This is a genomic window from Chryseobacterium sp. SN22 (genome assembly GCF_008329705.1).
GTDB lineage: Bacteria > Bacteroidota > Bacteroidia > Flavobacteriales > Weeksellaceae > Chryseobacterium.
This window is the reverse complement of the sequence record NZ_VTSX01000022.1, coordinates 18,847-45,743: the sequence shown is the minus strand read 5'-3', so window position 1 is coordinate 45,743 and position 26,897 is coordinate 18,847. Positions and strand designations below refer to the sequence as shown.

Sequence of the window (26,897 nt, the reverse complement as noted above, 5' to 3'; positions counted from 1 at the left end):
TTATGAAAACAGCATTGATTACAGGCGCTAATAAGGGCATCGGATTCGAAACGGCCAGACAGCTTTTGAAGAACGGGTATTTTGTCTTCATTGGGAGCCGGAATATTGAAAACGGGGAATCTGCGGTACGGCAGCTTGAAAAAGAGGGGCTCGGAAATACAAAAGCAGTCCTGCTGGATGTAACGGATATTGATTCCGTGAAAAATGCAAGAGCGGAGATCGGAATGCAGACGGATATCCTGGATGTGCTCATCAACAATGCAGGAATCAACGGCGGAATGCCACAGGCTGCCCTGGAAGCACCGGTAGAATCTTTCGATAAAGTAATGGATACCAATTTATACGGTGTCATCAGGGTAACCCAGGCATTTATGGACCTGCTCAGGAAATCAGCGGCACCCAGGATCGTCAATGTGTCCTCCAGCGGTTGTTCCCTGACATTGCATTCTGATCCAAGCTGGATGTATTACAGTCACAAAGCGGCTGTTTATACCGCTTCAAAGGCGGCCATGAACATGTATACCATTAATCTTGCGTATGAACTGAAGGATACCGCATTCAGGGTGAATGCCGTCTGCCCGGGTTTTGTGGCAACGGATTTCAATAACCACCGTGGTACCGGTACGGCAGAGCAGGGGGGAGCTCGAATTGCCAGATATGCGCTGATCGGAGAAGAGGGACCTACCGGAAAATTCATCAGTGAAGAATATAATCCTGAAAATGGGGAGACACCCTGGTAATTAATTCGTTATTTTTGACACACCAACACCCGGATACTATCCGGGTGACGGTTTTAAATTTTAAGAGATGAAAAACAAACCGAATAATCTGCATAAATTCCGTTCATTATCCGAGTTCCATACGATGTTCGGATTACCGAAGCCCGAACATCCGCTGGTGAGTTTTATCCGCCTGGAAGACATGAGCATGCCTGATGTGGTTTTACCGGATTACCTGGTACTGGACTTTTATAAAATCGCCTATAAAGACACCATGGGAAAGGCCAGGTACGGCCAGCACCATTACGATTTCGGTGAAGGCGGATTGGTTTTCACCGCTCCCGGCCAGCTTTTTGAAAAGCCTGCGGCCAATAAAGGAAAGGGATGCCTCATTTTACTCCATCCTGATTTTTTCCTTTCCTATCCGCTGGGAAATAAAATAAAGCATTACGGATTTTTCTCCTACGCGGCAGATGAAGCGCTGCACATTTCGGAAAAGGAAAAAGAAACCTTGTTTTCGGTGTTTGGTATTATTGATGAGGAACTTAAAGGACGGACCGATGATTTTAGTCAGGATGTGGTCATCTCGCAGATCGAACTGCTCCTCAATTACAGCAGCCGCTATTACAGACGGCAGTTTATTACTGATAAGGCAGCCAATGACCACCTGATCGAAAAGTTTGAGAAGGTGCTGGATTTTTATTTCAATTCCGATGAGCCACTGCAGAATGGGTTGCCTTCCGTACAGAAGGTGGCCGAGCAGTTAAATGTTTCTGCCGGTTACCTGAGTGATATGCTGCGATCATTAACAGGGCTCAATACCCAACAGCACATCCACCACCGGTTTATCGAAACGGCAAAGGAAATACTGTCCACCACCGATCTTTCAATTTCTGAAATTGCCTACCGGATGGGGTTTGAATATCCGCAGTCTTTCACCAGATTGTTCAAGAGCAAAACCAGCCAGACGCCACTGGAATTCAGGCAATCCTTTAATTAGATGATATTCAGTATACTCTTTGGAAGCCACGGAAAGTAAATACTTAAAATCTCAAGTGCACCGGTTCAGAGGGCTAGAAGAGGGAAGCTGGAGGCTGGATGTTTTTCTTAGTTAATATTACAGCCGGCGGGCTTAAGCATTGAATTATTTTCTTGATTAATAATTAAAGTTTAAATGAAGATCATCGGGTTTATATCAAAATAAAACACCCTAAGAATTAAGTTTGAGTTTTTTGTTTAAACGCTTGCAGGTTACAGGCTATACGTAAATGTCGTATAATACAGGCCGCCTATACTTGGTCCTCCTAAAAAAGAATAATACGGCCTGTTCAGCAGATTGGTCGCTCCGACCTTTACCGTCAGTTTCTCTCTGAAAAAATCATAATTCACCTGGGCATCGACGGTTCCGTAGGCGGCAACTTCTCCGTTCACTAAAAATGAGCGCCAGTAGAAACCGCTTTGTCTCCTGTAAGTCATATTGAATCCCAGACGGTCAAAAACCTGAGTTCCGCCGAAGGAAAAATTAGCGATCCACTCCGGGGTGTTAAAGCCGTCTTCAAAGCCGTCATTATAATCGGTCCGGCTTAATTTGGCATACGATACGTTTCCGGCTATCTGGTAATGTTGGCCCAGGAAATAGCTGGCCCCGATGCTGCCGCCGAAATTATAAACCACACTCCGGGAATTGGTATACATCCGGTACCGGCTCTGCTGGCTCCTGTTGTTTAAAAAAGCAGGAATCTGCTCCTGCACGGTCGTATTGGGCACATTCATTTCTACCTGCGCTATAAAATCATTGTACCGGTTAAAATAGAAATCGGCATCCAGCTGTAGGGCTTTTTTCAGGAAAAAAGCTTTGTACCCCGCTTCAAAAGAGGTAATGTGTTCCGGTTTGAGATACGTATAATAATTTTTTACAAGCAGTACTTTTTCCTTCTCTATAGCTTCCGCCACGGTCATCCCATTGTTGAAGTCCGCCGTGACGGCCGCCTGGAAACGGTCGATGGAGCTTCGCAGGTAAGCATTTTCAAAAACACCGTCGGACATTATTTTTAAGCCGCCAATCCTTTTGACACCGCCGCTGTTGACATTGGAAAAAGCCTCAAAAATACTCGGGAACCGGGAGCCGCTCTGGAAAGACATCCTCAGACTCTGATTGATGAAGGGCGACAGTACAGCCGTGAGACGGGGATTGTACTTCATCTCAAAATAATCGTTCTTATCGATCCTGATCGTAGCGGAAACCTTTAAAAGTCCGTCAAACAGATCTTTACCGGCCTGCAGAAAGCCCCCTGTTTTGCCATAGCTGAATGTATCAGACGTTCTACCGGAAGCAGGATTGACGAAGTAATTACCGTCCGGCTGAATGATATAGGACTGGTAATCCAATCCGGCAAGCAGATCCACGCCTGTAACCTCTTTGAATCGACTTCCCAACAGCTTCGACAGGTCAGACTGCACTTCAGCGTGCACCAGTTTGTCCCTGACCCGCAGGGCTGCGCCCTGGTCCCAGTTGTTGATATCGGCGAGTTGTTTCAAAACATTTTTAAACTCAGCGGTTCCGGGTTGCAGCCTTCCCATATCGGCCAGGGTACGCGCCTGATTAAGTGCTTTGATTACATCTGATCCGGACGCAGCGAAAGCATTGTTAAAGGCCGTTGTGTAATCGGCATACCATTGGTCATCGCTTTTAAACCTGCGATCCAGATTTTCAGCGGCCGATCTCAGATTGTAGGATTGACCGGTATTTTCAGCCGTGACAAAAGCTTTGAACAGGAGAAAATCATTTTTAAAGTCTACTGCATGCTGCTGCAGAATATAGTCTTTCAGTGCAAAACGGTTGGCCCGTTGGTACACATTGTCCAGATCGGCAAAACGGTAGGTATACGTCATTGTTGTCTGGGGATTAAAACGATAAGATAATCCGAGGTCTGCTTTGAGATTCTGAATGTTATAATCGGTAAGCTCCGATTCATTATACCCGGTCCGGGCTACCACATAGCGTTTCCCGTTAAGGGTCAGTGTGCGTCGGTTGGACGATTCGTTGCCGTATCCGTTTACGGGATCATAAGCAGGATTGTTGATGCCGCCGGCAATGCCCAGGGCCAGGTTTGCGGTGGGGTTAAGGTCATCCATATTATTAGCTTTCCAGTCGGTTCCTTTGGTAAAAGTTCCGTTGAGTTTAAAAGCAAACCGGTCTGAAAGCTTTTTAGCAACCCGGAAACTGTACTCCGTGAACAGGGTGGCCTTACTTCCGGTTTCCCCGACATGATTGACCCCTGTTTTCTGCTGGAATAAAATGCCGGTTGCCGTAAACGGATTTTTTGTAATGAAATTAGCCAGGCCGTTGATGGCATTCAACCCATACAGGGCCGACGAAGTTCCGGGAATGATTTCAACCCGTTCGATATCCAGGTCACCCGGGCCTAAAGCATTGCCGATCGGCGCTCCGATATGCGGTGCCTGATTATCTGAACCATCCACCAGCTGGCTGAATCTTACATTGGTGGTATTGGCAAAGCCGCGGGTATTGATGATTTTAAAGCCTAAGCTTGGCGTCAGCATCTGTACACCTTTAGCGTTTTCCAGTCCGTCGAAAAAGGAGGGTGTGGCGGTATTCCGGAAAAAGGAAGGATTCAGGGACTCTATGGTTACCGGTGTTTTAAGAATACTTTCGGCGGTCCTTGAAGCGGAGACCACCACTTCTTCTACGTAGTGGATCCGTAAGCTGTCACTGATTTTCATTTTCCCGACTGCAGGCCTGTTTTGTGCATTCACGAGCATCGTTGCCGAAGCTGCCGAACAACATAAAAGGAGATATAAAGATTTAGCCATGATTTAAATGAAAAATAAAATACCTGAGTTGTCATGTTCATCCGATCTGAAAGCGTCCGATGATCTTTATGAAAGGGATAGAGGTATTCTGTTTATTTTTAAACAAGATACAAAATAAAATGCCGCTTAAAAAAATAAACCCCGTAGCAGAAAGATTCATCCAGGAAGAATGGCAGGGAAGTCGTTTACAGTGAAGAGATTATTAACTTGCCAATTTTGTTTTTCTTATACTAGCAAAAGAATTCTTAAATTACCCGTTATTTAAGCTTCCAAATTAAAATCAATGCAAAAAATTACCATATTATCAGCTGCTTTTATATTCTGTTCATCGATGATCTTTTCACAAAACTTTGAAACGTCGGTCACTGCAAAAGAAGGAAAGGGGTTTCCGAAAGTGGATGCTGAAAGAAAGGCGGAATTTAAAGTCTGTTTTCCGGATGCAAAATCCGTAATCCTTGAAGGCGGGGACGGGATGCAGAATATAAAATCGACAACCACTAAAGATAAAGAGGGCTTCTGGAAGGTTTCCACTTCACCGCTGGAGATCGGTTTTCACTATTATTGGTTCAACGTGGATGGTAAGCGGACCAATGATCCCAATACGGAACTGTATTTCGGCTATGGCCAGCCCACCAGCGGGATTGAAATAGATTCCGGCGAAGACTTCTTCTTTAAGAAAAAGGTAAACCATGGACGGATCATCAATGACAGTCTTTTTTCGGCTGTTACCAAAGGCCGGCGGAATTTTAAAATCTATCTTCCGCCAGGCTATGGAACCGGGAAATTCCCGGTCTTATATCTCTATCACGGAACCGGTGAGGATATTACCGGCTGGGAAAAGCAGGGACATCTGGCTGCGATCCTCGATAATCTTTTTGCGGAGAAAAAAGCCACGGAGATGATCGTGGTGATGGATTACGGCGTCGCCCTGGACCCGGAAGAGCAAAAACAGCCGGACGATTACCCGAGGACGGTGCGTTCCTCACAAAATATAGACCGGATCATGGTTCGGGAGCTGATTCCCTTTATCGAAAAGAAATATAAAACCAACGGCAAAAGAGCAGTTGCCGGACTTTCAAGAGGAAGCTACCAGGCCATGCTCATCGGTACGCAGCATCCGGAATTATTTTCAGCCGTCGGCGCTTTCAGTCCGGTGATCTACGAAGGAACGGCAACGCAGCCCTTCAAAGAACTTCCGGTAAGTAATCTGCTGAAAGCAGAACGGAAACCGTTTGTATTCATCGGCATCGGAACCAAAGAAAGCCGGCGGTTTCAGGATTTCAACAAGACCCTCACCACTTATCTTAACGAAAACCATTACCCTTATGTTCCTTATGAATCACCCGGAACCTATCACGAATGGCTCACCTGGAGACGCTGCCTGTACCAGTTTGCGCAGAAGATTTTCCGTTAAATTGTAAAACTTGAATTAACGTGAACCTGAAACAGAAATCCAGTAACAGGCGGAAAAAGGGAAGCTGATGCCGGAAGTTCCTTTGCCGATAGTAAGATGAAAGGATTGAATATCAAATGAAATCACTGGTCATTCTATCAACGAGTCATTTTATTTAATCCCACTTAAAAATTTGATTTTTACTTTTTTACCTGACTAACCAACTGAAGTTAGGTAAGTATGGTCGAATTCACGTTAAATTAATTCATGCGATAATACCATTCCACATTCGGTACTGAATTTTTGCAACGACAGGGTTTGCTGGAAGTTTAAAGCAGTCGGATTAAAAAATGTTTGTTTTTTGTAAGCTATTGTTTCTATTTCGTTAGAAGCAGGACCGGGTATCATAGTAGCTTTGTATTCTAATAAATTTAAAAATATGAATACAAAAAAAGTATGGCTGGTAACGGGTGCTTCCAAAGGATTGGGGCTTTCGTTGGTGAAAAAACTCATCGCTAGCGGATATCATGTCGCAGCAACCAGCAGAAAGTCTCAGACTCTGGCAGATGCAGCAGGAATTTTTGATGAAAAGGTGTTCCTGCCTTTAGAAGTTGATTTAACGAGTGAAAAATCCATTAACGAAGCGGTGGGCAAAACGGTTGCCCACTTTGGGAAAATCGATGTCCTGGTAAACAATGCGGGCTATGGAATCGGTGGTGCGGTGGAAGAACTGAGCCAGCAGGAAATAAAAGACAGTTTTGATATTAATGTATTTGCCGTAATCAGAACCATGCAGTCCGTAATGCCTTATTTCAGGGCGCAAAAATCGGGAAACATTATTAATATTTCCTCAATAGCAGGATTTGCTGCGGCCACCGGCTGGGCCATGTATGCATCTACAAAGTATGCGGTGACCGGGCTTTCCGAAGTTATGGCAGAAGATGTAAAAGAGCTGGGAATCAAAGTAACGGTGGTAGCTCCGGGAGCTTTCCGCACTGAGTTCCTGGAAGACAGCTCCCTTGTTTTTGCAGAAAATAAAATCGACGGGTACCAGGCCATCCGTGCCTCGCATGGGAAATATGCAACGATGAACGGAACGCAGCTTGGCAATCCTGAGAAGCTGGCTCAGGTTTTTATCGATCTGGCAGAACATCAGGATCCTCCGGTCCGTCTGTACCTCGGTAGCGATGCCTATTATCGGGCTACGGAAAAAATCAGGGTGCTTTCAGAAGAACTGGAAAGCAATAAAGATATTTCCTTTTCTACTGATTTTAATTAAAATGTAAACAAAAGAAGGTGTTGCCTAATTTAATCCCAACACCTTCTTTTGTTTGATTTTTGTAAATTTACCAGATGGAAAAAATGCAGTCACTGGAAGAATTTTATCAGTCAAAATTTAACCGGGTTCCGGAAAATATCCGGAACGGAGTTGGGCATTTCAATGTTTTTACGGTGGATGAATACATGGGCAAAAAACATCAGCCTGTGGTTTACAGCCGGAAAGATTATTTTAAGATTACCCTGATTATCGGGAGAAACCGGATTCATTATGCAGATAAGGTTATTGAGATCCAAAAGCAGGCATTATTTTTTACCAATCCCCAGATTCCATATAAATTTGAATGGATTGACGATTATAAATCCGGGATTTTCTGTGTATTCACGCCTGCATTTTTTCATCATTTCGGCAATCTCAACGAATATGAAGTATTTCAGCCTGATGTGATCCCTGTTTTTGAACTGACCGATGAACAGCTGGAAGAAGTAACCGCTGTTTTCAGGAAAATGCAGGCTGAAATGGTTTCCGATTATGCGCACAAATATGACCTGCTCCGAAACCTGGTATTCGAACTGCTGCACTATACGCTGAAAATGCATCCGGCTTCAAAAGCCGAAAAACAAAAAGCAAATGCTTCCCAGCGGATTACCTATCTGTTTTTAGAGCTCCTGGAACGCCAGTTTCCGGTTGAGGATGCAGAACAGCGGGTCAACTTCCGTTCGCCTTCGGAATTTGCCGGTCAGCTTTCCGTTCATGTTAACCATCTCAACAGGGCGGTAAAAGAGATTACGGGAAAAACAACTTCCGAAATTATTGCCGGCCGCCTGTTGCAGGAAGCAAAAATTTTACTGAAACATACGGGATGGAACGTTTCAGAAATTGCATATTCACTGCGCTTCAGAGAAGCAACACATTTTAATAATTTCTTCAAAAAAAGGGTACAGCTTACCCCTGTTCAGTTCCGCGAAACGAATTAAATCAGCTCTGAAAAGAAGTTAAACAGAAAAAGTCCACCAGTTAAAAGCCTTTCCAGGGGCATTCTAAAATTATTTCACTATTTTTAGATTTTATATGCAAGTATAATAAATTCATTTTATGAAAAAACCACTTATTCTCATACTGGCAAGTGCACTCGCTGTCCAAAACTGCAAAGACGATTGTTATAAGGCGCCGGAACCCACCGTTTTTGAATTTGTAAACGCTTCGGGTGAAAATCTGATTCAGAACGGCATCCTTAGCAAAACAAAAATCATCGTACAACAGGATAACGGAAACGGAAATTTTGCAGGGATTGATGTAGAAATCCGTGATGATAAAAAAGCTGTATTAAAAAATGCAGGCTTATTTGACGGTACACGGAATTATAATGTTTATTTGAATACGGATCCCGTCAGGACGTTTAATTTTAAAATATCATCCAGTCCATTGACCGGCGATTGCACGGGTTATAAAATTGACAACCTGACTATAGAAAACATAACCTGGTCTTCTGATGAGGGATATTACAAAATAGTTGTTGATTAAAAAATGATACCTAAATCAGATTGATGTTCAGCAACTATATAATTCTGGTTGGTAAGGAATGACGAGACGTAAAGAAATGCCTTTTTAATTCAGCCAGGCTACTGTACAATAAAATATCCCCAGCTTTACGCCGGGGATTCATTTTAAAGTATTAAATAAACCGGTATGGGATTTTGCTTTCAACGCAGTCCATTCAGATCAAGGCTGTTTTGCAGGTCGATCCAGGCACCGCCGTTATAAACATTCTTAAATCCTCTCTCCTTTAAAATATGTTCTGCCTTTACACTTCTCAACCCGTGGGAACATACCGTGATGTAGGTTTTGGATTTGTCAAGTTCGGTATATCTTTCCCTGATGGTACCCAGCGAAATATTTTTTGATCCGGGAATATGGCCGGTTTTATACTCACTTTCGGTTCTGACGTCAAGGATGATCGCTCCGTTTTGAACCAGATGTTCGAGTCCGTCATCCAGCGTTTGGTATTTATAGATTCTGTACGCCATATACACAGCGAGAATAAATCCGAAGAACAGGATCAGGTTTTTCATAGCTTCCGTAGGATTTTGTAGTCAATATAAAAGGTACCGAACGGAATCATACAGGCCAGCAGTACTTTCCAGGTTATTTCTTTAAACTTCCATCCCTGTTCGATACCTACGCTCAGGGTATTGAATAAAAACAGCAGGAATAATGAACCATGTACCGGGCCCATCATTTTTACCAAGGAAGGATCATGGAATGCGTATTTCAACGGGACTGCAATAAAAACCAGAATGAGCAGGGAAATGCCTTCAAGAATGGCTATTATTCTCAGCCTTCCGGTTTTGGTTCTTAATAATTGGATCATATTATCTAAAATAAGGTCGGTTGGCAAGCGGGGAAAACGGCCAGGGAATGGCCAGGAATATAATGACCAGGGCGATGCTGTAATATACCAGCATCATTCTGAACTTTTCCCCGTCATTCTTTTTTCGTTTGGTTATTGAGGATCCGATGGTAATCAGGACAATGGCCGTCAGCATGAGGCCGATATGGATCAATCCGAAAAAGATAAGCTCGAAAGATGCTTTAGCCTGGTTAAAATTTTTCCAGAAATATTTTATCAGCGGACTTTGGGAATATAAGGTAATTCCCAATACCAGCTGGATATGGGCAATGGTTGCGGTCCAGTGCCGCAGGGAATTATCCCTGTCAGAAAATTCCTTACCGGCAGAATAGCCTTTCCATGCACTGAAAATAGAGTAGACAAGGCTGAAAAGGACCAGCCATCGGAAAACGGAATGTAAAAAGGTCAGCGTCTGATACATCATTAAGTTTTAACAATGCAGCAAAGGTAAAATAAAAAACATACTAATCGGTATGTTTTTGTAAAAAATTAGCTGAGGTTGTCAAAATAAGACCTTAGCCCTTTCAGGAAAACCTTGTATACCTCCTTCGAATTTTCCAGTTTTCCCAGGTTCCTGACGCCCCAGTAGCCTGACAATACGAAGACGGCAATTTCTTTAGCCTCTGCTTCGGTTCTGATCAGCCCTTTCTCCCTGCTTTTTTCAATGGCATCGACCATAGCCTGTTCCCAATCTTTCGAGAGTTCGTTCAGTGTTCTGGTGAATTCTATGTTCCAGGGGGCCATTTCCTGGGTAAAGTTGGAGGCCGGACAGCCGTTTTCCACCGTCATAAAGGAATCCTCCATCAAAATTGCATAGAGCAGATTATAAATACTTTCCAGCGCATTTCCCGAACTTTCCAGAGGTTTAATAAAATGAGCGGTAAAGGTAGGTTTCAGCAGTTCATTAAGAATGGCAAGGCCCATTTCATCCTTTGTTTTGAAATGATAATAGAAAGCCCCTTTGGTGACTTTGGTTCCGGCAATGATTTCATCCACACTGGTGGTCTGGTAGCCTTTGCCGTAAATCAGCTGAAAGGCGGTCTGAAGAATATGGAGGCGGGTTTCCTGTGATTTTTTCATAACGTATGATCGGTCTCCTTGCAAAGTAACAAATTATCGGAGAATTCCTGTCTAAAATCGGCTGTTAAGGACAATATTTATCATACAGAAATAAACTGTTTTATTTATGCGGGGTGGGCTGGTTTAAAAAGAATATGGCTCATCATATGATAAAACAAATCCACAACCTGAAGCTGTGGATTTTATTTTTTAAAAAATATTGATGTGAGTGGTAATAAGCAGGACACAATTGATGTGCCATCACTCCACATTCCCCTTATACTTCTCAACCCCATTTACATAAAGAATAGACTTCTCCGGATCATACTTGTATTCGTCGTTTTCATACATCCCTTTGCCATCCTTGTTCAGAATAGCCGTTTCATGATCGTCTTCATCCGGGAGAAATAGCTCCAGTTTTTTCTGGTCATCACTCATCAGAACAAATGCACTGATGACGGCGGCGTTTTTCGGAGGGTTTACGGGATTGAGGCGGAACCCTTCATTAAAAACCTGGATGCAGTTCTGTTTCAGTTCGCTCCAGGTCTGCCCTGCGGAAGCCATGCATCCGTGATCGTCCTTATCGGCTCCTGTTGCTTTTTGTTCAGGGTTGACGGCGTTTCCGGTAGTGGTTGGGCCCGTTTTATTACAGGCCGAAAGCGAAATCATACATACAGCGGTTAAAATCAGTTTTTTCATAGGAATTCAATTAAATATACCAATCAGCTGCAATAGAAATGCCATAAGAAAGCCGGGCAGCATCAACTGATTAATAATTCATGATTTATGCATGAATCCGTGTCGTTTACCGACAAATCAGAGCTGTGTTTTTTAACCGTAAAAACCGTAAATTAACAACAATAAAAACCGTACGCAACCGCATTTTCGCGGGATAATTATTTATAATGGTTATTAATTACAGTGCCGTGCGGTAAAGGGGTATAATTGTTGTTCCATCATCGCCGACCTCTAATCACAACAAATTATTATATTATGGAAAATAAAAATTTTTCAGACGAAAAATTAAATCAGCTTCAGGATCATACTACCGATAATTCCGGAGCGGCACTGACTACGAACCAAGGATTAAAAATCAACAACAACCAGGATTCCCTGAAAGCGGGCGAAAGAGGACCCAGCCTGCTGGAGGATTTTATTCTGAGAGAAAAAATTACCCATTTTGACCACGAAAGAATCCCTGAAAGAATCGTTCACGCGCGGGGCTCAGGTGCACACGGAACTTTTAAGCTGACTAAAAGCTTAGCGAAATATACCAAAGCCAAATTTTTATCCGAAGAAGGAAAGGAAACCCCGGTTTTCGTACGGTTCTCTACCGTAGCAGGAAGCGCGGGCAGTACAGACCTGGCCCGGGACGTCAGAGGATTTGCCGTCAAGTTTTATACCGAAGAAGGCAACTATGACCTCGTAGGAAACAATATTCCGGTATTCTTTATCCAGGATGCCATCAAGTTTCCGGATCTGGTTCATGCCGTAAAGCCCGAGCCGGATAACCAGATTCCGCAGGCGGCTTCTGCACACGATACCTTCTGGGATTTCATTTCCCTGATGCCGGAGAGCATGCACATGATCATGTGGGCGATGAGCGACCGGGCCATCCCGAGAAGTTACCGGATGATGGAGGGATTCGGGGTGCATACCTTTAAATTCGTTAATGATGAAGGAAAGATGCATTTCGTGAAATTCCACTTCAAGCCGAAACTGGGAGTCCATTCGGTTGCCTGGGATGAGGCGACCAAGATCTCCGGTAAAGATTCGGATTTTCACAGGAGGGACCTTTGGGAAGCCATTGAAAACGGAGCATTTCCGGAATGGGACTTCGGCGTACAGATTATTCCCGAAGAAGATGAACATAAATTTGATTTCGATCTGCTCGACCCTACAAAACTGATTCCAGAGGAGGAAGTACCTGTAGAACTGGTGGGAACACTCACCCTTAACCGTAATCCTGATAATTTCTTTGCGGAAACGGAGCAGATCGCGTTCCACCCGGGGCATCTGGTACCGGGCATCGATTTCTCCAACGATCCGCTGTTGCAGGGAAGATTGTTTTCCTATACCGATACCCAATTATCAAGACTGGGATCGCCTAATTTCCACGAAATCCCGATCAACCGGTCCATCAATACCGTTCACAACAACCAGCGGGACGGCCACATGCGTCAGCAGATCGTAAAAGGCAAAGTGAGCTACGAACCGAATTCCATGGGCGGCGGCTGTCCGTTCCAGGCAATGATGAAAGACGGAGGTTTTGCCACCCAGGAAGAACGCATCGACGGGAAAAAGATCCGGGCGAGAAGCAAAAGTTTCGTCGATCATTACTCACAGGCCAAACTGTTCTACAACAGCCAGTCGGTTCCGGAGCAGAAGCATTTGCAGAACGCACTGATCTTTGAACTTTCTAAAGTAACAATCCCTGCCATCCGGGAAAGGGTAGTGGGCCAGCTGGCATTTATCGATAAAGACCTGGCAAATAAAGTAGCTAAAAAAGTCGGGGTTCAGGTAACTAAACTGGAACAGCCGAACGGAAGTATCCCTGCGGATGCAGATCCGAAAACGCTTCAAAGCGAAGAAAGGGAGCCAAATACAAAAAGCTCCGAAGCTTTAAGCATGAAAAATACCGTAAAGGATTCCATTGAAAGCAGGATCATCGGTTTCATCATGGAAGACGGCGTAAATGCCGCTGAGGTGAATGCCTTAAAGTCGAAACTGGAAGGAAAAGGAGCTATGGTCCAGGTGATTGCCGGAAGCCTTTCGCCGGTTACTGCCGATGACGGGACTACTTTCACACCGAAGCACTCGCTGACCAGCACGGCCAGTGTATGTTTTGATGCATTATATATCGCTGCAGGGAAGAAATCGGCTGAGAACCTGTTGGATGAAGAAAACAGGCCGGGAACTCTTCTGTTTGTAAATGAAGCTTACAAGCACTGCAAGGCCATCTGTTTCGGAAGCGGAACCGAGGAAATCCTGAAGCAGAGCAACGTGGGCAGTAAAAAGCATGAAGATCCTGCGATCATCAGTCCGGACCAGCAGAATGCCGACGATGCTTTCATAAAAGCGGTTGCCAACCACAGGGTATGGGAACTGGAAGCGGAACGGAACAATCCTGCATAGAGTTTTCTATCATTCAAACTATCTAATACTTCATAGAAAAAGACCGTTACGACGGTCTTTTTCTATGAAGGACAGGGTGAAAACATAAGATGAAATGGATGGGTCAGTAAACAATTGATGCCTGTCATGATAGAATCGCTTCCGTCTCGTGGATTATTAATTCCCCGATAAACAATTGTTATGCTTACCTCTAAAAACAGCCTTTCGGAATTTATTAAAGCTGAAATAGAAGCGTTTTACAACATTAAGCTGCCGATTAGCAGTATATGGTAGTTGTATATAGTATGTTAATATTTAAATTTATTTTAATCTGTTTGATAAAGTAATATCCGACTGATCAACATTTAGGTCTTTCTTACTAAATAATATTTCTTAAATTCTTCTCAAGCTTATCGCGTGCTTTTGTAGTGAGCACTTCATTTTATCAGAAGTGATAAAGTGTCTAGATTCCTGAACAAATTCAATGAGGACCTAATAAATTTTACTTGAAATCATTGGTGAGTTTTTTATATATACAAATATGAAATTCCTACAGGGTAACAAAAGAGTGTTGGAATTTCTGCGGTTATTCTTTTTCACTTCATGCTTAAGGAACGACAATCCGATGGCTGAGCGGATTTAAAGCCAAACCATCATCTGTGAAAATCTGCGTAACCTGTGGGATCTTTTAATCCCGATTTAGGATTCAGCATCAAAACGTTCCTGCAATTTCGGAAAACGACAACATCTGGTTTTGAATTTGATCATTCCCAATAACTTATAATTCAAAAAAATGGGAGTTATTATTTCGAGTTCCTGATGACATCGTAATATCGTACTGATATAGCAGAATAATCGGTTCAGGATTATGGATCGGATTTCAATTTAACGTAACTTTGCTGTGATTAATGCATAAGTTGGTCGTACGGTAATTGCCGTATAGCAATACTTAAATTCGATTATTGATTATAGATAACACAGTATGTTCAGGATCCTAATAAAACATATCCGGCAGAAAGTAGATCTGAGCGAGCAGGATGCTGCATTGCTGAAAACCTTTTTCGTTTATAAAAAGCTTGAAAAAAAACAGTTTTTGTTACGGGAGGGGGAAGTCTGCAATTACTTCGCCTTTGTGAGCCGCGGTATTCTGAAGTCCTTTATGAGCGACGAAAAAGGGCAGGACCGGATCAGCTTTTTTGCTTTTGAAGGCTGGTGGATCTCGGATTTCAACAGTTTCATCAATCGGGAAAAAGCCCTGCTGAATATTGACGCCATTGAAGATTCCGAGCTGCTTCTGATCAGTTTTGAGAATTATGAACGGTTAATGCTTAAGATCCCTCTGATGGACCGGTACTTCAGGATTTTGTACCAGAACAGCCTGGTGACGAAAGACCGGCGGCTGATGAATTCCAACAAATCGACCGCTGAGGAAAAGTATCTGTCCCTGGTCCAAAGCAATCCTGAGATTGCGAAAAGAATACCGCATACCCTTATCGCCTCGTATTTGGGACTGAGCCCGGAGACGGTGAGCAGGATCCGGAAGAAACTCTTATTTCAGTAGTCCTTACGTCTTTTTAAACTCTTGATCTCCGTCAAGTTTTTTACGGTTATCCGGTGCTTATTTTTGTTATATCAACAGGTTGTTTAACAAAAAACAGTATTATGAAAAATATAGCATTGGTTGTTGGTTCAACCGGAATTACGGGCAGCAATCTCGCGGATGAACTGATTGCGCAGAACTGGATAACATATGGGCTGGCAAGAAACCACCCTGCGTCCGTGGCAGGATTACAGCCGGTAAAGGCGGATCTGCTGGACCCGGAAAGTTTATCGGAAGCCCTGAAAGATATTGCGCCGACCCACGTTTTCTTTACCACGTGGATGCGGAAAGATACCGAAGAAGAAAACATCCGCACGAACAGGGCCATGGTGAGGAACCTTCTACATGCCCTGTCTCCAAAAAAATCGGTTCGGCATGTAGCGTTGGTTACCGGGCTGAAACATTATCTGGGGCCATTTGAAGCGTATGTCAAAGCAGGAATCTTACCCGAAACTCCGGTAAGGGAAGAGCACCCTAGGCTGGAATATCCCAATTTCTACTATGCTCAGGAAGATGAGGTCTACGCAGCAGCGGACAGGGACGGCTTCTCCTGGAGCATCCACCGGCCTCATACTGTGATAGGATATGCCATTGGCAACCTGATGAATATGGGAATCACTCTGGCAGTGTATGCCAGCATTTGTAAGGAAACGGGAGCCAAATTTACCTGGCCGGGTTCTGAAGCCCAATGGAACGGACTGTCGGATGTCACGGATGCAAAAATCCTGGCCAGACAGCTGATCTGGGCGTCTTCCACGGATGAAGCAAAAAACCAGGCGTTTAATGTAACGAATGGTGATGTATTCCGATGGAAATGGCTATGGCAAAGAATAGCCGGCTATTTCGGAATTGAAGCCGACGGTTACAACGGTTCGGCCAGGCCGCTGGAAAAAGAAATGGAAAACAAGCAGGAAATATGGACTGTGATTTCGCAAAAATATAACTTGAAGGAAGAGAACCTGAACCGCCTCAGTTCGGCCTGGCATACGGATCTGGACCTGGGAAGGCCGCTGGAAGTTATGACCGATATGTCGAAAAGCAGAATGTATGGCTTTACGGCTTTTGAGAGCACGGAAAATTCTTTCATCAGTTTATTTGAGAAATTGAAAGCGGAAAAAATCATCCCTTAAAAGGCAGAGACTTGCCGGATTATGCTGGATACCATCCCATATTTTGGTATGATTGATATCCTTACTCATTCAATAGAGGTATTGATACAAAAATTCCTGCAGCATCATACTGCAGGAATTTTTCAGATATATTGGATGATAAGAAATATTATCTGAACAGTCTGAATTTCCCGGCCTCACCAAATATATCTCCGGGAAGGTGATATTCCAATGTATTCTTCGGAAAAAATGCTAAAAAAAAGAAGAACAAATAATAATGCGCGGTTGTTTTATTTTTATTACTTTTGAAGACGAACCCAGCTGATACAATTATGATTACAGTTAAAAATTCTTTTTTGGGCATTACTTGTGCAATCGGTTGCATAAAGTTCATCAGTGCGCAGAAAATGGTCCAGGTAAATAATCCTTTACATTTTTCCAGAAAGGAAGTGGTGGGTATTCCAATTTCTCAGTTGAAATCATTTTTAATGGAGAATAAGGAAGCCGATTTAAGGATGAAGGATATGAAAGGAAATCCTCTCATCATACAGTGGGTAGATAACAATGGCGACGGTAAAAGTGATGAACTGCTTTTCCAGGCAACGGTAGATGCAGGGAAGACAGCTGTTTATAACATTCTTGCAGACCCTAAGACCGGGATTCCGAATTCTGAAGTTTCTGCTTATTCCAGGCTTGTTCCGGAAAGGGCAGATGATTATGCCTGGGAAAATGACCGGGTAGCCTTCCGGGTGTACGGCCCGAAAGGCCAGCAGGAAGCCTTGCAGGGAATAAAAAGCAGCACGCTCTCCAGCGGTGTCGATATATGGCTGAAGAGAACCGAACTGCCGGTCATCAACAAATGGTACAAAGGTTATCTTACGGACCCGATGTATTACCATAGAGACTCAAGAGGCGAGGGGTATGATCCTTACCATGTCGGAAACAGCCGAGGAACAGGCGGTATCGGAATATGGGTAAACAGGAAGCTTCAGGTCTCCCGGAATTTCGTTTCCTCCAAAACCATTGCCGAAGGCCCTTTGCGGACCGTTTTTGAACTGATTTACCAACCGTGGAGTGATTTTGGGGTGAAAGAGACCAAAAGAATTTCATTAGATCTCGGATCAGATTTTTCAAGATTTGAATCGGATTTTGAATCTGACAGGCCGGTCCCGAACTATGCGGTAGGAATTACCCTGCACAAGAACGAGGGCGAAGCTCTGTTAAATGATAAGAACGGATATTATCTCCACTGGGAAAAAATCGATGATGCTTTTGTAGGCGAAGGGCTGGTTATGGATCCAGATATCGTTGAAAAATCAATCGTTTTCAGGTCGGACGTTCCGGACGAAAGCAACCTTCTGGTCATCACCGGACCTCATAAAAAATTAGTGTATTACGCCGGATTTGCCTGGCAGAAAAGCGGCCGGGTCCGGACGAAGCAGGATTGGGAAAACCTACTGAAAAAGCAGGCTGAGATCATCCGCCATCCTCTCATTGTTAAAGTTAAATAATAAACTCATGAAACTGAATATCTCTGCCCTTGTCCTGGGATTGTGGACGATACCTATGTCCGCCCAGGAAAAGAAAGATTCGCTGGCCGAAAAAATCCTGCTGTATCAGCTGCCTAATGGCGGATGGGGCAAACAGCTGGATGATAAATCGGTGGTTAATTACAGCTTACCGGTTGATAAAAGCCTCCTGCGAAAAATAAAATCGACCGGCGATGACCATGCGACCATCGATAACAATGCGACTTCCCGTGAGATCAACGCTCTGATAAAGGCTTATTCCGCAACAGAAAATCCCGATTATCTGAAAGCGGCTGAAAAAGGAATCCGTTACCTTCTGTCCATGCAGTATGATAACGGGGGATTTCCCCAATATTATCCGAATACAAGTCTCTACAGGAAACAGGTGACCTTTAATGACAATGCCATGGTGAATGCTTTAACGGTTCTATACAATGTCGCCGAAGGAAAAAGTGATTTTGCTGCCGTTGATGAGAAATTAAAGCAGAAGTCTAAGAATGCCGTGAAAAAAGGAATTGCATGTATCCTAAAAACACAGGTTCTGCAGAATGGAAAGCCTTCCATCTGGGCAGATCAGTATAACGAAATTACCCTGCAGCCGGAGAAGGCCCGGGCATTTGAACCGGTTTCTCTCGCCACCGCTGAATCTGTGGGGATTGTACGATTCCTGATGATGCAGCCCGTAAATCAGGAAATTGAAAAGTCGGTGAAAGCTGCCGTTCAGTGGTTTCAGGAACATGATATTGAAGGCTACAGCTACGAGATTGCCAAGCAGAATGGAAAAACGGTCAGGATTCTGGCAGAAAACAAAAACTCCGTGATCTGGGCAAGGTTTTACGACATTCACGATAACCGACCGCTGTTCGGAGACCGTGACGGAAGCGTCAAATACAATTACAACGAAGTTTCCGAAGAGCGCAGAAACGGCTACAGCTGGTTCGGCGATTTTGCCCAGAAGCTGATCAGCAAAGAATACCCGAAATGGCTGGAGAAAAATAAAATTTCTGATTAATGTGTTTTTTACGGTAAGAATCTTCCGCGGACTGCACGGATTTTTCACGGATAACAACGTGGCTTCGAGGGTCTCAGCCACCGGATGTACATTCAATAAATCAGACAGTATAAAAAATCAAAGATTTTTAAAAAAAATTTCGTGCTTTCCGTCGCACGGCAGTCAGCTTCTTTATCCGGCATGTATATGTTGATGGACAGAACAAGAAACCGGGAATTCCCGGTTTCTTGTTTATTTTATAATGAAGGGCAGACATTACCGCTCAGGGTAGCCCCGGCATTGGCGGTGACATCCGATTTTACGTCGGCAACGTTCAACTTGCTGATGCTGTAGGGCGGTGTAAATGCCGTTCCGTTTCCCGAAGTATTGCCGGTAACATTCACGAAGCTGTTTCCGGTCTGGGTAACGGCTGTAAGACCAGCTTCCAGGCTGATCGGGTTCTTTACATTTTCAAAAACATTCCTTTCCACCAGGATATCGGCCTTCATCCCGGCAGCGATGCATTTGTTGCTTACGGAACTGTTGAAGTAGCTGTTCAGGACATGGATTTTCCCATAGCGTACCCTCGGCATCCGTTCCCTGCATCCGGGAGCCCACCAGCAGCGTACAAAGGTAACGTTCAGTTTTCCGGCATCGGCAGTGGCACCGTCGCCGGAACCGATGAGGTTGGAGAACCGATGGTCATCTGTTCCGCCGGGACCGCCTGCTTTCGGGGTTTTCAGGTAGTGGAACTTGGTGTAGGAAACCGTGATATAATCCGATTTGTTTTTGATGTCGAAATTACCGTCCACGCCGTCCCTGAATTCGCAATGGTCGATCCAGACGTTCCGGCAGTCATCGAGGATGGCATTGTCCCAGCCGTCGGTATCGTAAGCACCGGGCCCTTCAAAAATAAGATTCCGGATCACGATGTTGTTGCATCTTTTGATGTTGATGATGCCGGATCCGTCTTTGGTCTGATTGGTAGATACCAGCCGGGCACCGCTGGCCCCGTAAATGGTTTTTCCGGTCTGGTCCTGGAAAGATAAGCGTGTGGTAATGCTAATCGTACCAGATACCCTGATGACTTTTACCGAAGTATTTTCGATGGCCGCTTTCAATTGGGCATAGGTGGTTACCGTAGTTTCCGCCGCCGTTCCGCCGCCGGTGGTTCCGCCGTTCCGGGAAGCCCATCCGGGAGCCGTACAATCGCCCAATGCCGCCGTTTCTCTTTTAAAATTCTGTTCACTAAGATCCCCTGATAACCCGGTTTGGATGTCTTCCTGTCCACAGGAGGCCATGAAAAAAGCGGCACTGAGTGCAACTGTTAAGAATGAGACTTTGAAATTTTCCTTCATAATACTATTGTTATTTGATTAGAGTTTAAATTTATTAATTTGACACTTAAAATATTTATTTAATTATATATGGTTATATTTTAATTATAAAATTATTAAATTGGTTAAAATTTATAAGATGATTAAAATGTAAGGTTTTTTTAGCAAGAAAGTCAATCATCTAATAAATTCCGGATGTATTTAATCTGCGTTTTGCACGACTGCAATTTTTAATATAGAGTTTCCGATTTAAAACTTCTTAGAACAAAGCACAAGAGACCTGCCATCTAAATGATCTGATGATACGGTACGATAACTATACGGTCGGTTTCGTGCAGCAATTCATTTGCTTTGCTTCCTAAAATAGGGCATAACCCTATATATCTACGTTGAAATTACTGCTGTATTTTTATCGGAAAAATTCTCTAATTTGTTTTTAAATTTAACAAGGCTGTAATTTTAACGCAAAGCTTAGTATAAATGTTTCCTATGCTAAGGGAGCGAAGAGTGGATCAGCAAGCTGATCTCATGAAAGTGCGGGCTTAAATTCGAGTGGCAACTTGTTGTCCTGAACCCTTAATAGATCTTAGCCAACATATCTGGCGCTGAAATTACTATTGCTTTACGGAAAAAACTTCCAGCCTCCAGCACCTCTCTTCCAGCCTATTTGTCTTTTACAAAATCTTCCCTGAACGGAGCAAACGAGTCGATCAGCTGTCCCGATTCCAGGCATTTTACCCCATGGAAAATGTTGGGTTGTGCGAAAAATCCGTCGCCTTTCCGAAGGATCTTTGTTTCACCGTCAACCGTCACCTCAAATATTCCTTCCGCCACATAGGTAATCTGCGAATGGAAGTGCTGGTGCAGCGCACCGACCGCCTCTTTTTCAAATTTTACAATCACCATCATGATCTGGGAATTGTAGCCGACAAATTGCCGTGAAACACCACCGCCCAGTTCTTCCCAACCGGAATTGCCGTTGAAGAAAGGTTGTTTTTTGAAATTCATATTTTACTAATTAAATGTTTTAAACACATAAGGCCCATCAGATTAATCGGAAGCTTTGAAACATTTTAGGGCATATCAGAAGAAAAATCAAGATTTTCATGGGCATTACACTTAAATGCTGCCCCGACGGCTGAGCGGAGCCGAAGCCACGCCGTCATCTTAAAAACCTGCAGAATCTCTGGGACATTATCTAATGTATTTCTCCAGTCCTGTTTTCATTGTTTTCAGGTTTTTTACCGCCAGTTTGGCTACTGCTTCTGCTCCTGGCTTTGACAGATGCGTATCATCCTCTTTACCTTTTGGGTAGTACGGATTTTCGCCTTCTTTATAATGCAGGTGGAGCTTTTTCGAATTTTCAGGACCATAGGAAATTTCCATCTGTTCGGTCAGCAACTGCATATCCACAAACGGAACTTTCAGGTCATTGGCCACCATTCTTACAACCAAAGGGTATTCTTTGTGGGTGTCGATCAGGACCCCGTTTTCGTTGAAGTTTCTCCTCACAATCGATGTCATCAGAATTGGAATAGCTCCTTTAGCTCTGGTCTCATTCACATATCTTTCCAGATTTGCCCTGTATTGGGTGTACGGATTCGTAAATTTGGTAGAATCTTTCAGTTTCTGGTCGTTGTGTCCGAATTCAATGATCACAAAATCACCTTTTTTCAGTTGCTTCTCTACAGCAGCCCACCGTCCTTCAGTCCTGAAGCTTTTGGAGCTTCTGCCGTTCACGGCATGGTTCCGAATATCGATACCGGCGGTTAAAAACTGAGGCAACACCTGTCCCCAGCCGTGTTCCGGGTTTTTATCCGGGTTTTCTTTATTGGCCATTGTCGAATCGCCGATCAGGAATAACACCGGTTTCTGCTGTGCAAAAGCAAACCAGTAAAGAAAGAGTAGAAGAACACTTAATTGTTTATTCATTGTTTGTATACTTGATGTTCATTAATTTAAATGCGGCCGGTCGTTAACTGCCTGTTTTCTAGCATTATTAAAATACGTTGTAAACGGAGATCATTTTAGCAATTATTTATCATTCAATTCAGGGATCCAACCGTTCAGGACTTTCTTAAGGGTATAGTTTTTCAGTTCTTTTCCCGTGAGCTGATGAGACCAGCTTGCCCTTTTCCTATTGTTTGCGCCTTCGCCTTTGCTTCCGTATTCTGCATAATAGGCGGTTTTTTCTTTATCAGGAAACATTTTGTCGCCTTTCCACGGATTCCAGCCTTCAGGCAGGATGTGTTTTTGCATTTCGGTATTGATAAAGACTGTTTTCGCATACGGTCTCCAGGGTCTTCCCAGATAGACTTTAGTTATACCCTCTTTGGCAATCAGCTGACAGTCGAAAAAGACAAATCCGTAAGGCCGGTCGGATTCCGTTGCCGCAGCGGTAATGTATGAATCGGCCAGGCTTTTAATCGTACAGTTTTTAAAAACAGCAGTCGCCTGTCCGAAAATAAAATCTGTTGTCCCTTCGATGTAGCAGTTTTCAAAGTACTGCCGGCTGTGGTTGGTGGCAGCATATAGAGTATCCTGACAGCCCAGAATTTTTGAATTTTTCATTATGAAGCGATCGCCTTCCACATGCAGGGAAACGGCCTGTCCCTCATTACAAGAAGTATTCCGGACCGTCAGGTTCCGGATCGTAATATCATCGCCCATTACCAGCAGCGTATAGGAATTGAAGGTTGTCATTTTTTCATTAAACGCATCCGGTTTTCCGGAAAAATCATTGTTGGTAATAATGGTCGTTTCTTTATTTTCGCCTTCGAGGGTAATCTTATGTTTTGAAGACGGTATCACGACTTTCTCTTTATAGGTTCCGGATCTGATGAAAACCAATGCTTCTGCAGGACCCAAATCGCGGATGGAATTGACGGCTTTCTGAATGGAAGTGAAATCCCCGCTTCCGTCCTGGGCGACCGTTATTTTTACATAGGGATCATTTCCTGCGAAGAGGAAATTGATGATTGAAACGAAAAATATGACCAATAGTTTTTTCATGAGCTGAGGGGTTGTTTTACCATATTCATCTTATATTTCATGACTAAATCTTTTCATTTAAAAATAAATTAATTATTTTAAAACCTTATTTAAAAAATGTACGGTGATATTCAGAGTTTCCGTAAACCAGGGTTCTGCCGACCAGAATGAATGCGGCGTGTCTTTGATTTCATGAACTTCCGTGTAGGTATTTAAACTTTTCAGCTTTTTCATCATATCGTCCCGGCCGGCATGGAAGCGTGGCAGCGAACTGTTAATGAACAGGGTAGGTGCTGTATTTTTATCTACGTATTCCAGTGGTGATGCTTCGGTCCAGTTTTTTAGATTGACCGTCCGGTCCCCGCCCAGCCAGTAAGCGGCATAGGTACTTTCTTCCGCTTCCGGGTGAATGAAGGAAACAATTCCGTCTACATTCACAATGGCGCGGATCTTATTCCCGGATCTCACCCCGACCAGCGTGGCGATCTGTGCGCCTGCTGATTCTCCCAAAACGGCTATTTTCCTTTTGTTCAGACCATATTTCCGGTGATTTTTCTTCAGCCATTCAATGCCGGTTTCGATATCTTTCACTCCGGCAGGATACGGCGCCACATCTGCCAGCCGGTAACCGACCGCGATGACCACATAGCCTTTTGATGCCAGCTCCATCGCCATGAATTTTTCGTTTTCCTTACTTCCCGAAATCCATCCGCCGCCATGGACCATCGCTATGCCGGGATCTTTTCCGGAACGGCCCTTAGGATAATAGACATCGGCTTTTAAGGAGAGCCCGTTGATACTGGCATATTCCACATCCTGATCGATGCTGATGTTTTGCGGCACCGGCCGGTCGATGGGAGTGACAAAAGGATATTTCTTTTTGAACTTTTCAAACGTGGCTTCGTTGGTATAGGGAGTGGCATTCGGACGTTGTATCTGCCCGAATGCCAGTGTTCCCATAAAAAAAACAGAAATATAAGTAAGTCTTGCGTTAAAAATCATCCGTTCTGGAGTTTTTATTGAACTGCATTTTTAGTAACATCGGTCCCGATCGAAAATGAACTTTTATCAGCAATTACTTCTTTTGGAAGCAATACGGCTGTTGTTTTATTTCCTAAAACTTTAACATACGGTTTGTTGGCGGATTCAAATTTCACGGTGGAAAGATCGATGTTCTTGCTGTTGTAAACCGTAGCTCCTGTTCCTTCGGAATATTTCAGCTTCACATTTTTCAGCCGGATTCCGTCTGCATCCACAATGGTTAAGGCTTTTTTCGTGTCAAACTGCGAATCTTCAATCACTATATTCTTAAGGTTCATTTCCGCCAGTCCGAATAAGGTAATCGCTTCATCGGAATTCACGGCAGTGATGTTTTTAAAGAAGATATTCCTGAATACCGGAGTTTCTGCGGTTACCGGATAAGTCTTTTCGGGCGCTTTATTGCCTTCTTTCTTCTGACCGTCTTCCAGTACCGGGGAAGCGCCTTCGTAAAACATATTGAAGCCGATAACCTGGGTCGGAATGTTGATCATGTCGATATTTTTAATATAAATATTTTCTACAATGCCACCTCTTCCGCGGGTGGTTTTGAATCTTAATCCGATATCCGTCCCGATGAATGTACAGTCGGAAACGTGGATGTTCCGGGCACCTCCGGACATTTCGCTGCCTACGACAAACCCTCCGTGGCCGTGATAGACCACGTTGTTTTTAATAATCACATTTTCCGTAGGCATCCCTCTTTTTCTTCCGTCCTCATCTTTCCCGGATTTAATGCAGATGGCATCGTCGCCCACATCAAAGCTGTTGTCATAGATCAGCACGTTTTTGCAGGATTCAAGATCGACCCCGTCGCCGTTCTGCGAATACCATGGGTTTCTTACCGTCAGATTTCTCAGAATAACATTCGAGCACATCAGCGGGTGGAGGTTCCAGGCCGGTGAGTTTTGAAAGGTAGGGCCGTCGAGCAGGACTTTGTCGCAGCCTACCAGGCTCACCATCACCGGACGGAGGAAATCTTTCACCGTTACCAGCTGGTCTTTGGAAATCTTATCGGGAACATTGAAATTGGAACTGCTTTCCAATCCTTTTTTATAACTTTCAGAAGGATACCAGTTTTTACCATCAGAAGAAAGGATTCCGCCGGATGCGGTGATCTCCTTCCACTGTGATTCCGAGACCTTACTTTTTTTTACGGCCCTCCAGGCATCACCGCTGCCATCGATCACTCCTTTTCCCGTAATGGCAATATTGGTTGCATTTTTCGCAGAAATCGGCGACTGGCAACGGATGGTATTCAGGCCTTCAAAACTTACGTCCACCAAAGGATAATCTTCTTTATCCTTGCTGAATATAATAAAAGCCCCTTCTTCCACATGAAGGTTGATGTTGCTTTTCAGCTCGATCGGCCCCGTGAGCCACATGCCGCGGGGCACCACCAGCTTCCCGCCGCCTTTTTTGCTCAGGGCGTCAATCGCTTTTCTGAAAGCTTCGGTGTTCTTTACAATGCCGCCGGCCACACCGCCGAACTGGATAATGGAGACCCTGTTGGCAGGAAAAGAAGTTTCCGCTACCTTCGACATTTTAAATTCAATATTTTTATAAAGATCTATATTCTGGGCGAATACCTGTGTTGAAAATAGCAGGGCTGTTGCCAATCCTATCACTTTAAAAGACTTCTTCATTTTATTTTTTTTGGGTGCTGAGTATTTTTTTTAATTCACGGTAAACGATAGCTGCGACGGCTTTTGCGCCTTCCGGCTGGAAGTGGGTATTGTCTTTCTGGCCTTCCGGATAGGCTTCGTAAGTATGGGCCGGGAGGTTCATGAAATAATGACTGGTGGTAAAATCCTGTCCTTTTTCAGTAAAGTATTCCATGGAAAGCCTGTTCAGATCAATGCAGGGAACATTCATTTCCACGGCTACTTCGGCAGGTGCCTTCCAGTAGTCGCCGTGTACATTTTCCAGCCTGCCGTCTTTCCACGGGTAATTTCGGGCAACGGGTGTCAGGATCACGGGATTTCCTCCTTTCTGCCGTGTCTGGCTGACGAACAGGCGCAAAAATTCTTTGTACCCCTGAATGTTGACGTAACGGTCCGGATGTTTTTCGGAACTGTCGTTGTGCCCGAACTGCATGATGACATAATCTCCGGGCTGCAGCTGCTCATATACCTGCCGCCATCTTCCTTCCTGGAAAAAAGTACGGGTGCTCCTGCCGCCATGTGCTTTGTCGATCACTTGTACGGAATCGGTTTCGATAGCAGGTTTCAGGGAAGCCAGGCTGTCTTTTACAAAGAACGGCTGAAATACCTGGCCCCATCCGGTAATCGGATACCGGACCTTCAAATAATCCTTTCCCGGCTCGTAATCCCCGGTATAATCTGCCATTGTGGAATCGCCGATCAGGAAAACATGAGTGATCTTTTTGTCACGTTTCTCTATTGTTTTCTGAACACTGTTTTGTGACCGGCATGCCGACAGCAGCAGAACAACAGACAAAAATGGAACGATATAGTATATTTTTTTAGTCATA

Annotated in this window: 24 protein-coding genes; 11 read left to right on the top strand and 13 right to left on the bottom strand. The window is 44.0% G+C overall.

Annotated elements, in window-relative coordinates; translation table 11 throughout:
- Positions 1-2 precede the first annotated feature (2 nt).
- The gene (locus FY557_RS15140) at positions 3-740 is read left to right on the top strand and encodes an SDR family oxidoreductase (RefSeq protein ID WP_149248079.1); all 738 of its coding nucleotides are present in this window, start codon (positions 3-5) and stop codon (positions 738-740) included.
- A 67-nt stretch (positions 741-807) separates the two neighbouring features.
- Positions 808-1,719: a helix-turn-helix domain-containing protein gene (locus FY557_RS15135; RefSeq protein ID WP_149248078.1), complete on the top strand. Its 912-nt coding sequence runs from the start codon at positions 808-810 to the stop codon at positions 1,717-1,719.
- A 251-nt stretch (positions 1,720-1,970) separates the two neighbouring features.
- On the opposite strand, the gene FY557_RS15130 is transcribed toward FY557_RS15135, so the two are convergent.
- A complete protein-coding gene (locus FY557_RS15130) occupies positions 1,971-4,553 on the bottom strand; it encodes a TonB-dependent receptor (protein WP_185151740.1) in 2,583 nt (860 codons plus the stop codon).
- A gap of 283 nt (positions 4,554-4,836) precedes the next feature.
- On the opposite strand from FY557_RS15130, the gene FY557_RS15125 reads away from it, so the two are divergent.
- The 4 genes from FY557_RS15125 (at position 4,837) to FY557_RS15110 (ending at position 8,749) form a co-directional block, all read left to right on the top strand.
- Positions 4,837-5,967: an alpha/beta hydrolase-fold protein gene (locus tag FY557_RS15125; RefSeq protein ID WP_149248077.1), complete on the top strand. Its 1,131-nt coding sequence runs from the start codon at positions 4,837-4,839 to the stop codon at positions 5,965-5,967.
- A gap of 418 nt (positions 5,968-6,385) precedes the next feature.
- A complete protein-coding gene (locus tag FY557_RS15120; RefSeq protein ID WP_149248076.1) occupies positions 6,386-7,225 on the top strand; it encodes an SDR family oxidoreductase in 840 nt (279 codons plus the stop codon).
- A 74-nt stretch (positions 7,226-7,299) separates the two neighbouring features.
- Positions 7,300-8,202 (top strand): helix-turn-helix domain-containing protein, encoded by a 903-nt coding sequence (locus tag FY557_RS15115; RefSeq protein WP_149248075.1) that lies wholly within the window; start codon positions 7,300-7,302, stop codon positions 8,200-8,202.
- Positions 8,203-8,320: 118 nt separating this feature from the next.
- Entirely contained in the window at positions 8,321-8,749 is a 429-nt protein-coding gene (locus tag FY557_RS15110) for a hypothetical protein (protein ID WP_149248074.1), read from the top strand.
- 179 nt (positions 8,750-8,928) lie between these two features.
- On the opposite strand, the gene FY557_RS15105 is transcribed toward FY557_RS15110, so the two are convergent.
- The 5 genes from FY557_RS15105 to FY557_RS15085 all read right to left on the bottom strand — a co-directional run bounded on the left by FY557_RS15105 (position 8,929) and on the right by FY557_RS15085 (position 11,393).
- Positions 8,929-9,297 carry a rhodanese-like domain-containing protein gene (locus FY557_RS15105; RefSeq protein ID WP_149248073.1) on the bottom strand — a complete coding sequence of 123 codons (369 nt, stop codon included), beginning with the start codon at positions 9,295-9,297 and terminating at the stop codon, positions 8,929-8,931.
- Entirely contained in the window at positions 9,294-9,596 is a 303-nt protein-coding gene (locus FY557_RS15100) for a DUF3817 domain-containing protein (protein ID WP_149248072.1), read from the bottom strand. The genes FY557_RS15105 and FY557_RS15100 overlap by 4 nt, the downstream gene beginning before the upstream one ends.
- A gap of 1 nt (position 9,597) precedes the next feature.
- On the bottom strand, positions 9,598-10,059 hold the full coding sequence (locus tag FY557_RS15095; protein WP_228451803.1) for a hypothetical protein: 462 nt from the start codon (positions 10,057-10,059) through the stop codon (positions 9,598-9,600).
- Between the two features lie 65 nt (positions 10,060-10,124).
- Entirely contained in the window at positions 10,125-10,715 is a 591-nt protein-coding gene (locus FY557_RS15090; RefSeq protein WP_149248071.1) for a TetR/AcrR family transcriptional regulator, read from the bottom strand.
- A gap of 240 nt (positions 10,716-10,955) precedes the next feature.
- A complete protein-coding gene (locus FY557_RS15085; RefSeq protein ID WP_149248070.1) occupies positions 10,956-11,393 on the bottom strand; it encodes a hypothetical protein in 438 nt (145 codons plus the stop codon).
- Between the two features lie 294 nt (positions 11,394-11,687).
- Between FY557_RS15085 and FY557_RS15080 the strand changes: the two genes are divergently transcribed.
- The 5 genes from FY557_RS15080 to pelA all read left to right on the top strand — a co-directional run bounded on the left by FY557_RS15080 (position 11,688) and on the right by pelA (position 19,058).
- Complete coding sequence (locus FY557_RS15080; protein ID WP_149248069.1) at positions 11,688-13,829, top strand: catalase; 2,142 nt, start codon at positions 11,688-11,690, stop codon at positions 13,827-13,829.
- A gap of 961 nt (positions 13,830-14,790) precedes the next feature.
- Complete coding sequence (locus FY557_RS15075; RefSeq protein ID WP_149248068.1) at positions 14,791-15,369, top strand: Crp/Fnr family transcriptional regulator; 579 nt, start codon at positions 14,791-14,793, stop codon at positions 15,367-15,369.
- Positions 15,370-15,470: 101 nt separating this feature from the next.
- On the top strand, positions 15,471-16,538 hold the full coding sequence (locus FY557_RS15070; RefSeq protein WP_149248067.1) for an SDR family oxidoreductase: 1,068 nt from the start codon (positions 15,471-15,473) through the stop codon (positions 16,536-16,538).
- 311 nt (positions 16,539-16,849) lie between these two features.
- Positions 16,850-18,028, top strand: a complete 1,179-nt coding sequence (locus FY557_RS15065) for a DUF4861 family protein (protein ID WP_149248066.1) — start codon at positions 16,850-16,852, stop codon at positions 18,026-18,028.
- 7 nt (positions 18,029-18,035) lie between these two features.
- Positions 18,036-19,058, top strand: a complete 1,023-nt coding sequence (gene pelA / locus FY557_RS15060) for a pectate lyase (RefSeq protein ID WP_149248065.1) — start codon at positions 18,036-18,038, stop codon at positions 19,056-19,058.
- 236 nt (positions 19,059-19,294) lie between these two features.
- On the opposite strand, the gene FY557_RS15055 is transcribed toward pelA, so the two are convergent.
- The 7 genes from FY557_RS15055 to FY557_RS15025 form a co-directional block, all read right to left on the bottom strand.
- A complete protein-coding gene (locus tag FY557_RS15055) occupies positions 19,295-20,395 on the bottom strand; it encodes a polysaccharide lyase family 1 protein (RefSeq protein WP_149248064.1) in 1,101 nt (366 codons plus the stop codon).
- 642 nt (positions 20,396-21,037) lie between these two features.
- Complete coding sequence (locus FY557_RS15050) at positions 21,038-21,382, bottom strand: cupin domain-containing protein (RefSeq protein WP_149248063.1); 345 nt, start codon at positions 21,380-21,382, stop codon at positions 21,038-21,040.
- Between the two features lie 186 nt (positions 21,383-21,568).
- Complete coding sequence (locus FY557_RS15045) at positions 21,569-22,306, bottom strand: rhamnogalacturonan acetylesterase (protein ID WP_149248062.1); 738 nt, start codon at positions 22,304-22,306, stop codon at positions 21,569-21,571.
- Positions 22,307-22,408: 102 nt separating this feature from the next.
- Positions 22,409-23,386, bottom strand: a complete 978-nt coding sequence (locus FY557_RS15040; RefSeq protein WP_149248061.1) for a pectinesterase family protein — start codon at positions 23,384-23,386, stop codon at positions 22,409-22,411.
- 72 nt (positions 23,387-23,458) lie between these two features.
- Complete coding sequence (locus tag FY557_RS15035; protein WP_149248060.1) at positions 23,459-24,367, bottom strand: alpha/beta hydrolase; 909 nt, start codon at positions 24,365-24,367, stop codon at positions 23,459-23,461.
- A 14-nt stretch (positions 24,368-24,381) separates the two neighbouring features.
- Entirely contained in the window at positions 24,382-26,049 is a 1,668-nt protein-coding gene (locus FY557_RS15030) for a glycoside hydrolase family 28 protein (RefSeq protein WP_149248059.1), read from the bottom strand.
- Between the two features lies 1 nt (position 26,050).
- Positions 26,051-26,896: a rhamnogalacturonan acetylesterase gene (locus FY557_RS15025; protein WP_149248058.1), complete on the bottom strand. Its 846-nt coding sequence runs from the start codon at positions 26,894-26,896 to the stop codon at positions 26,051-26,053.
- Position 26,897 lies beyond the last annotated feature (1 nt).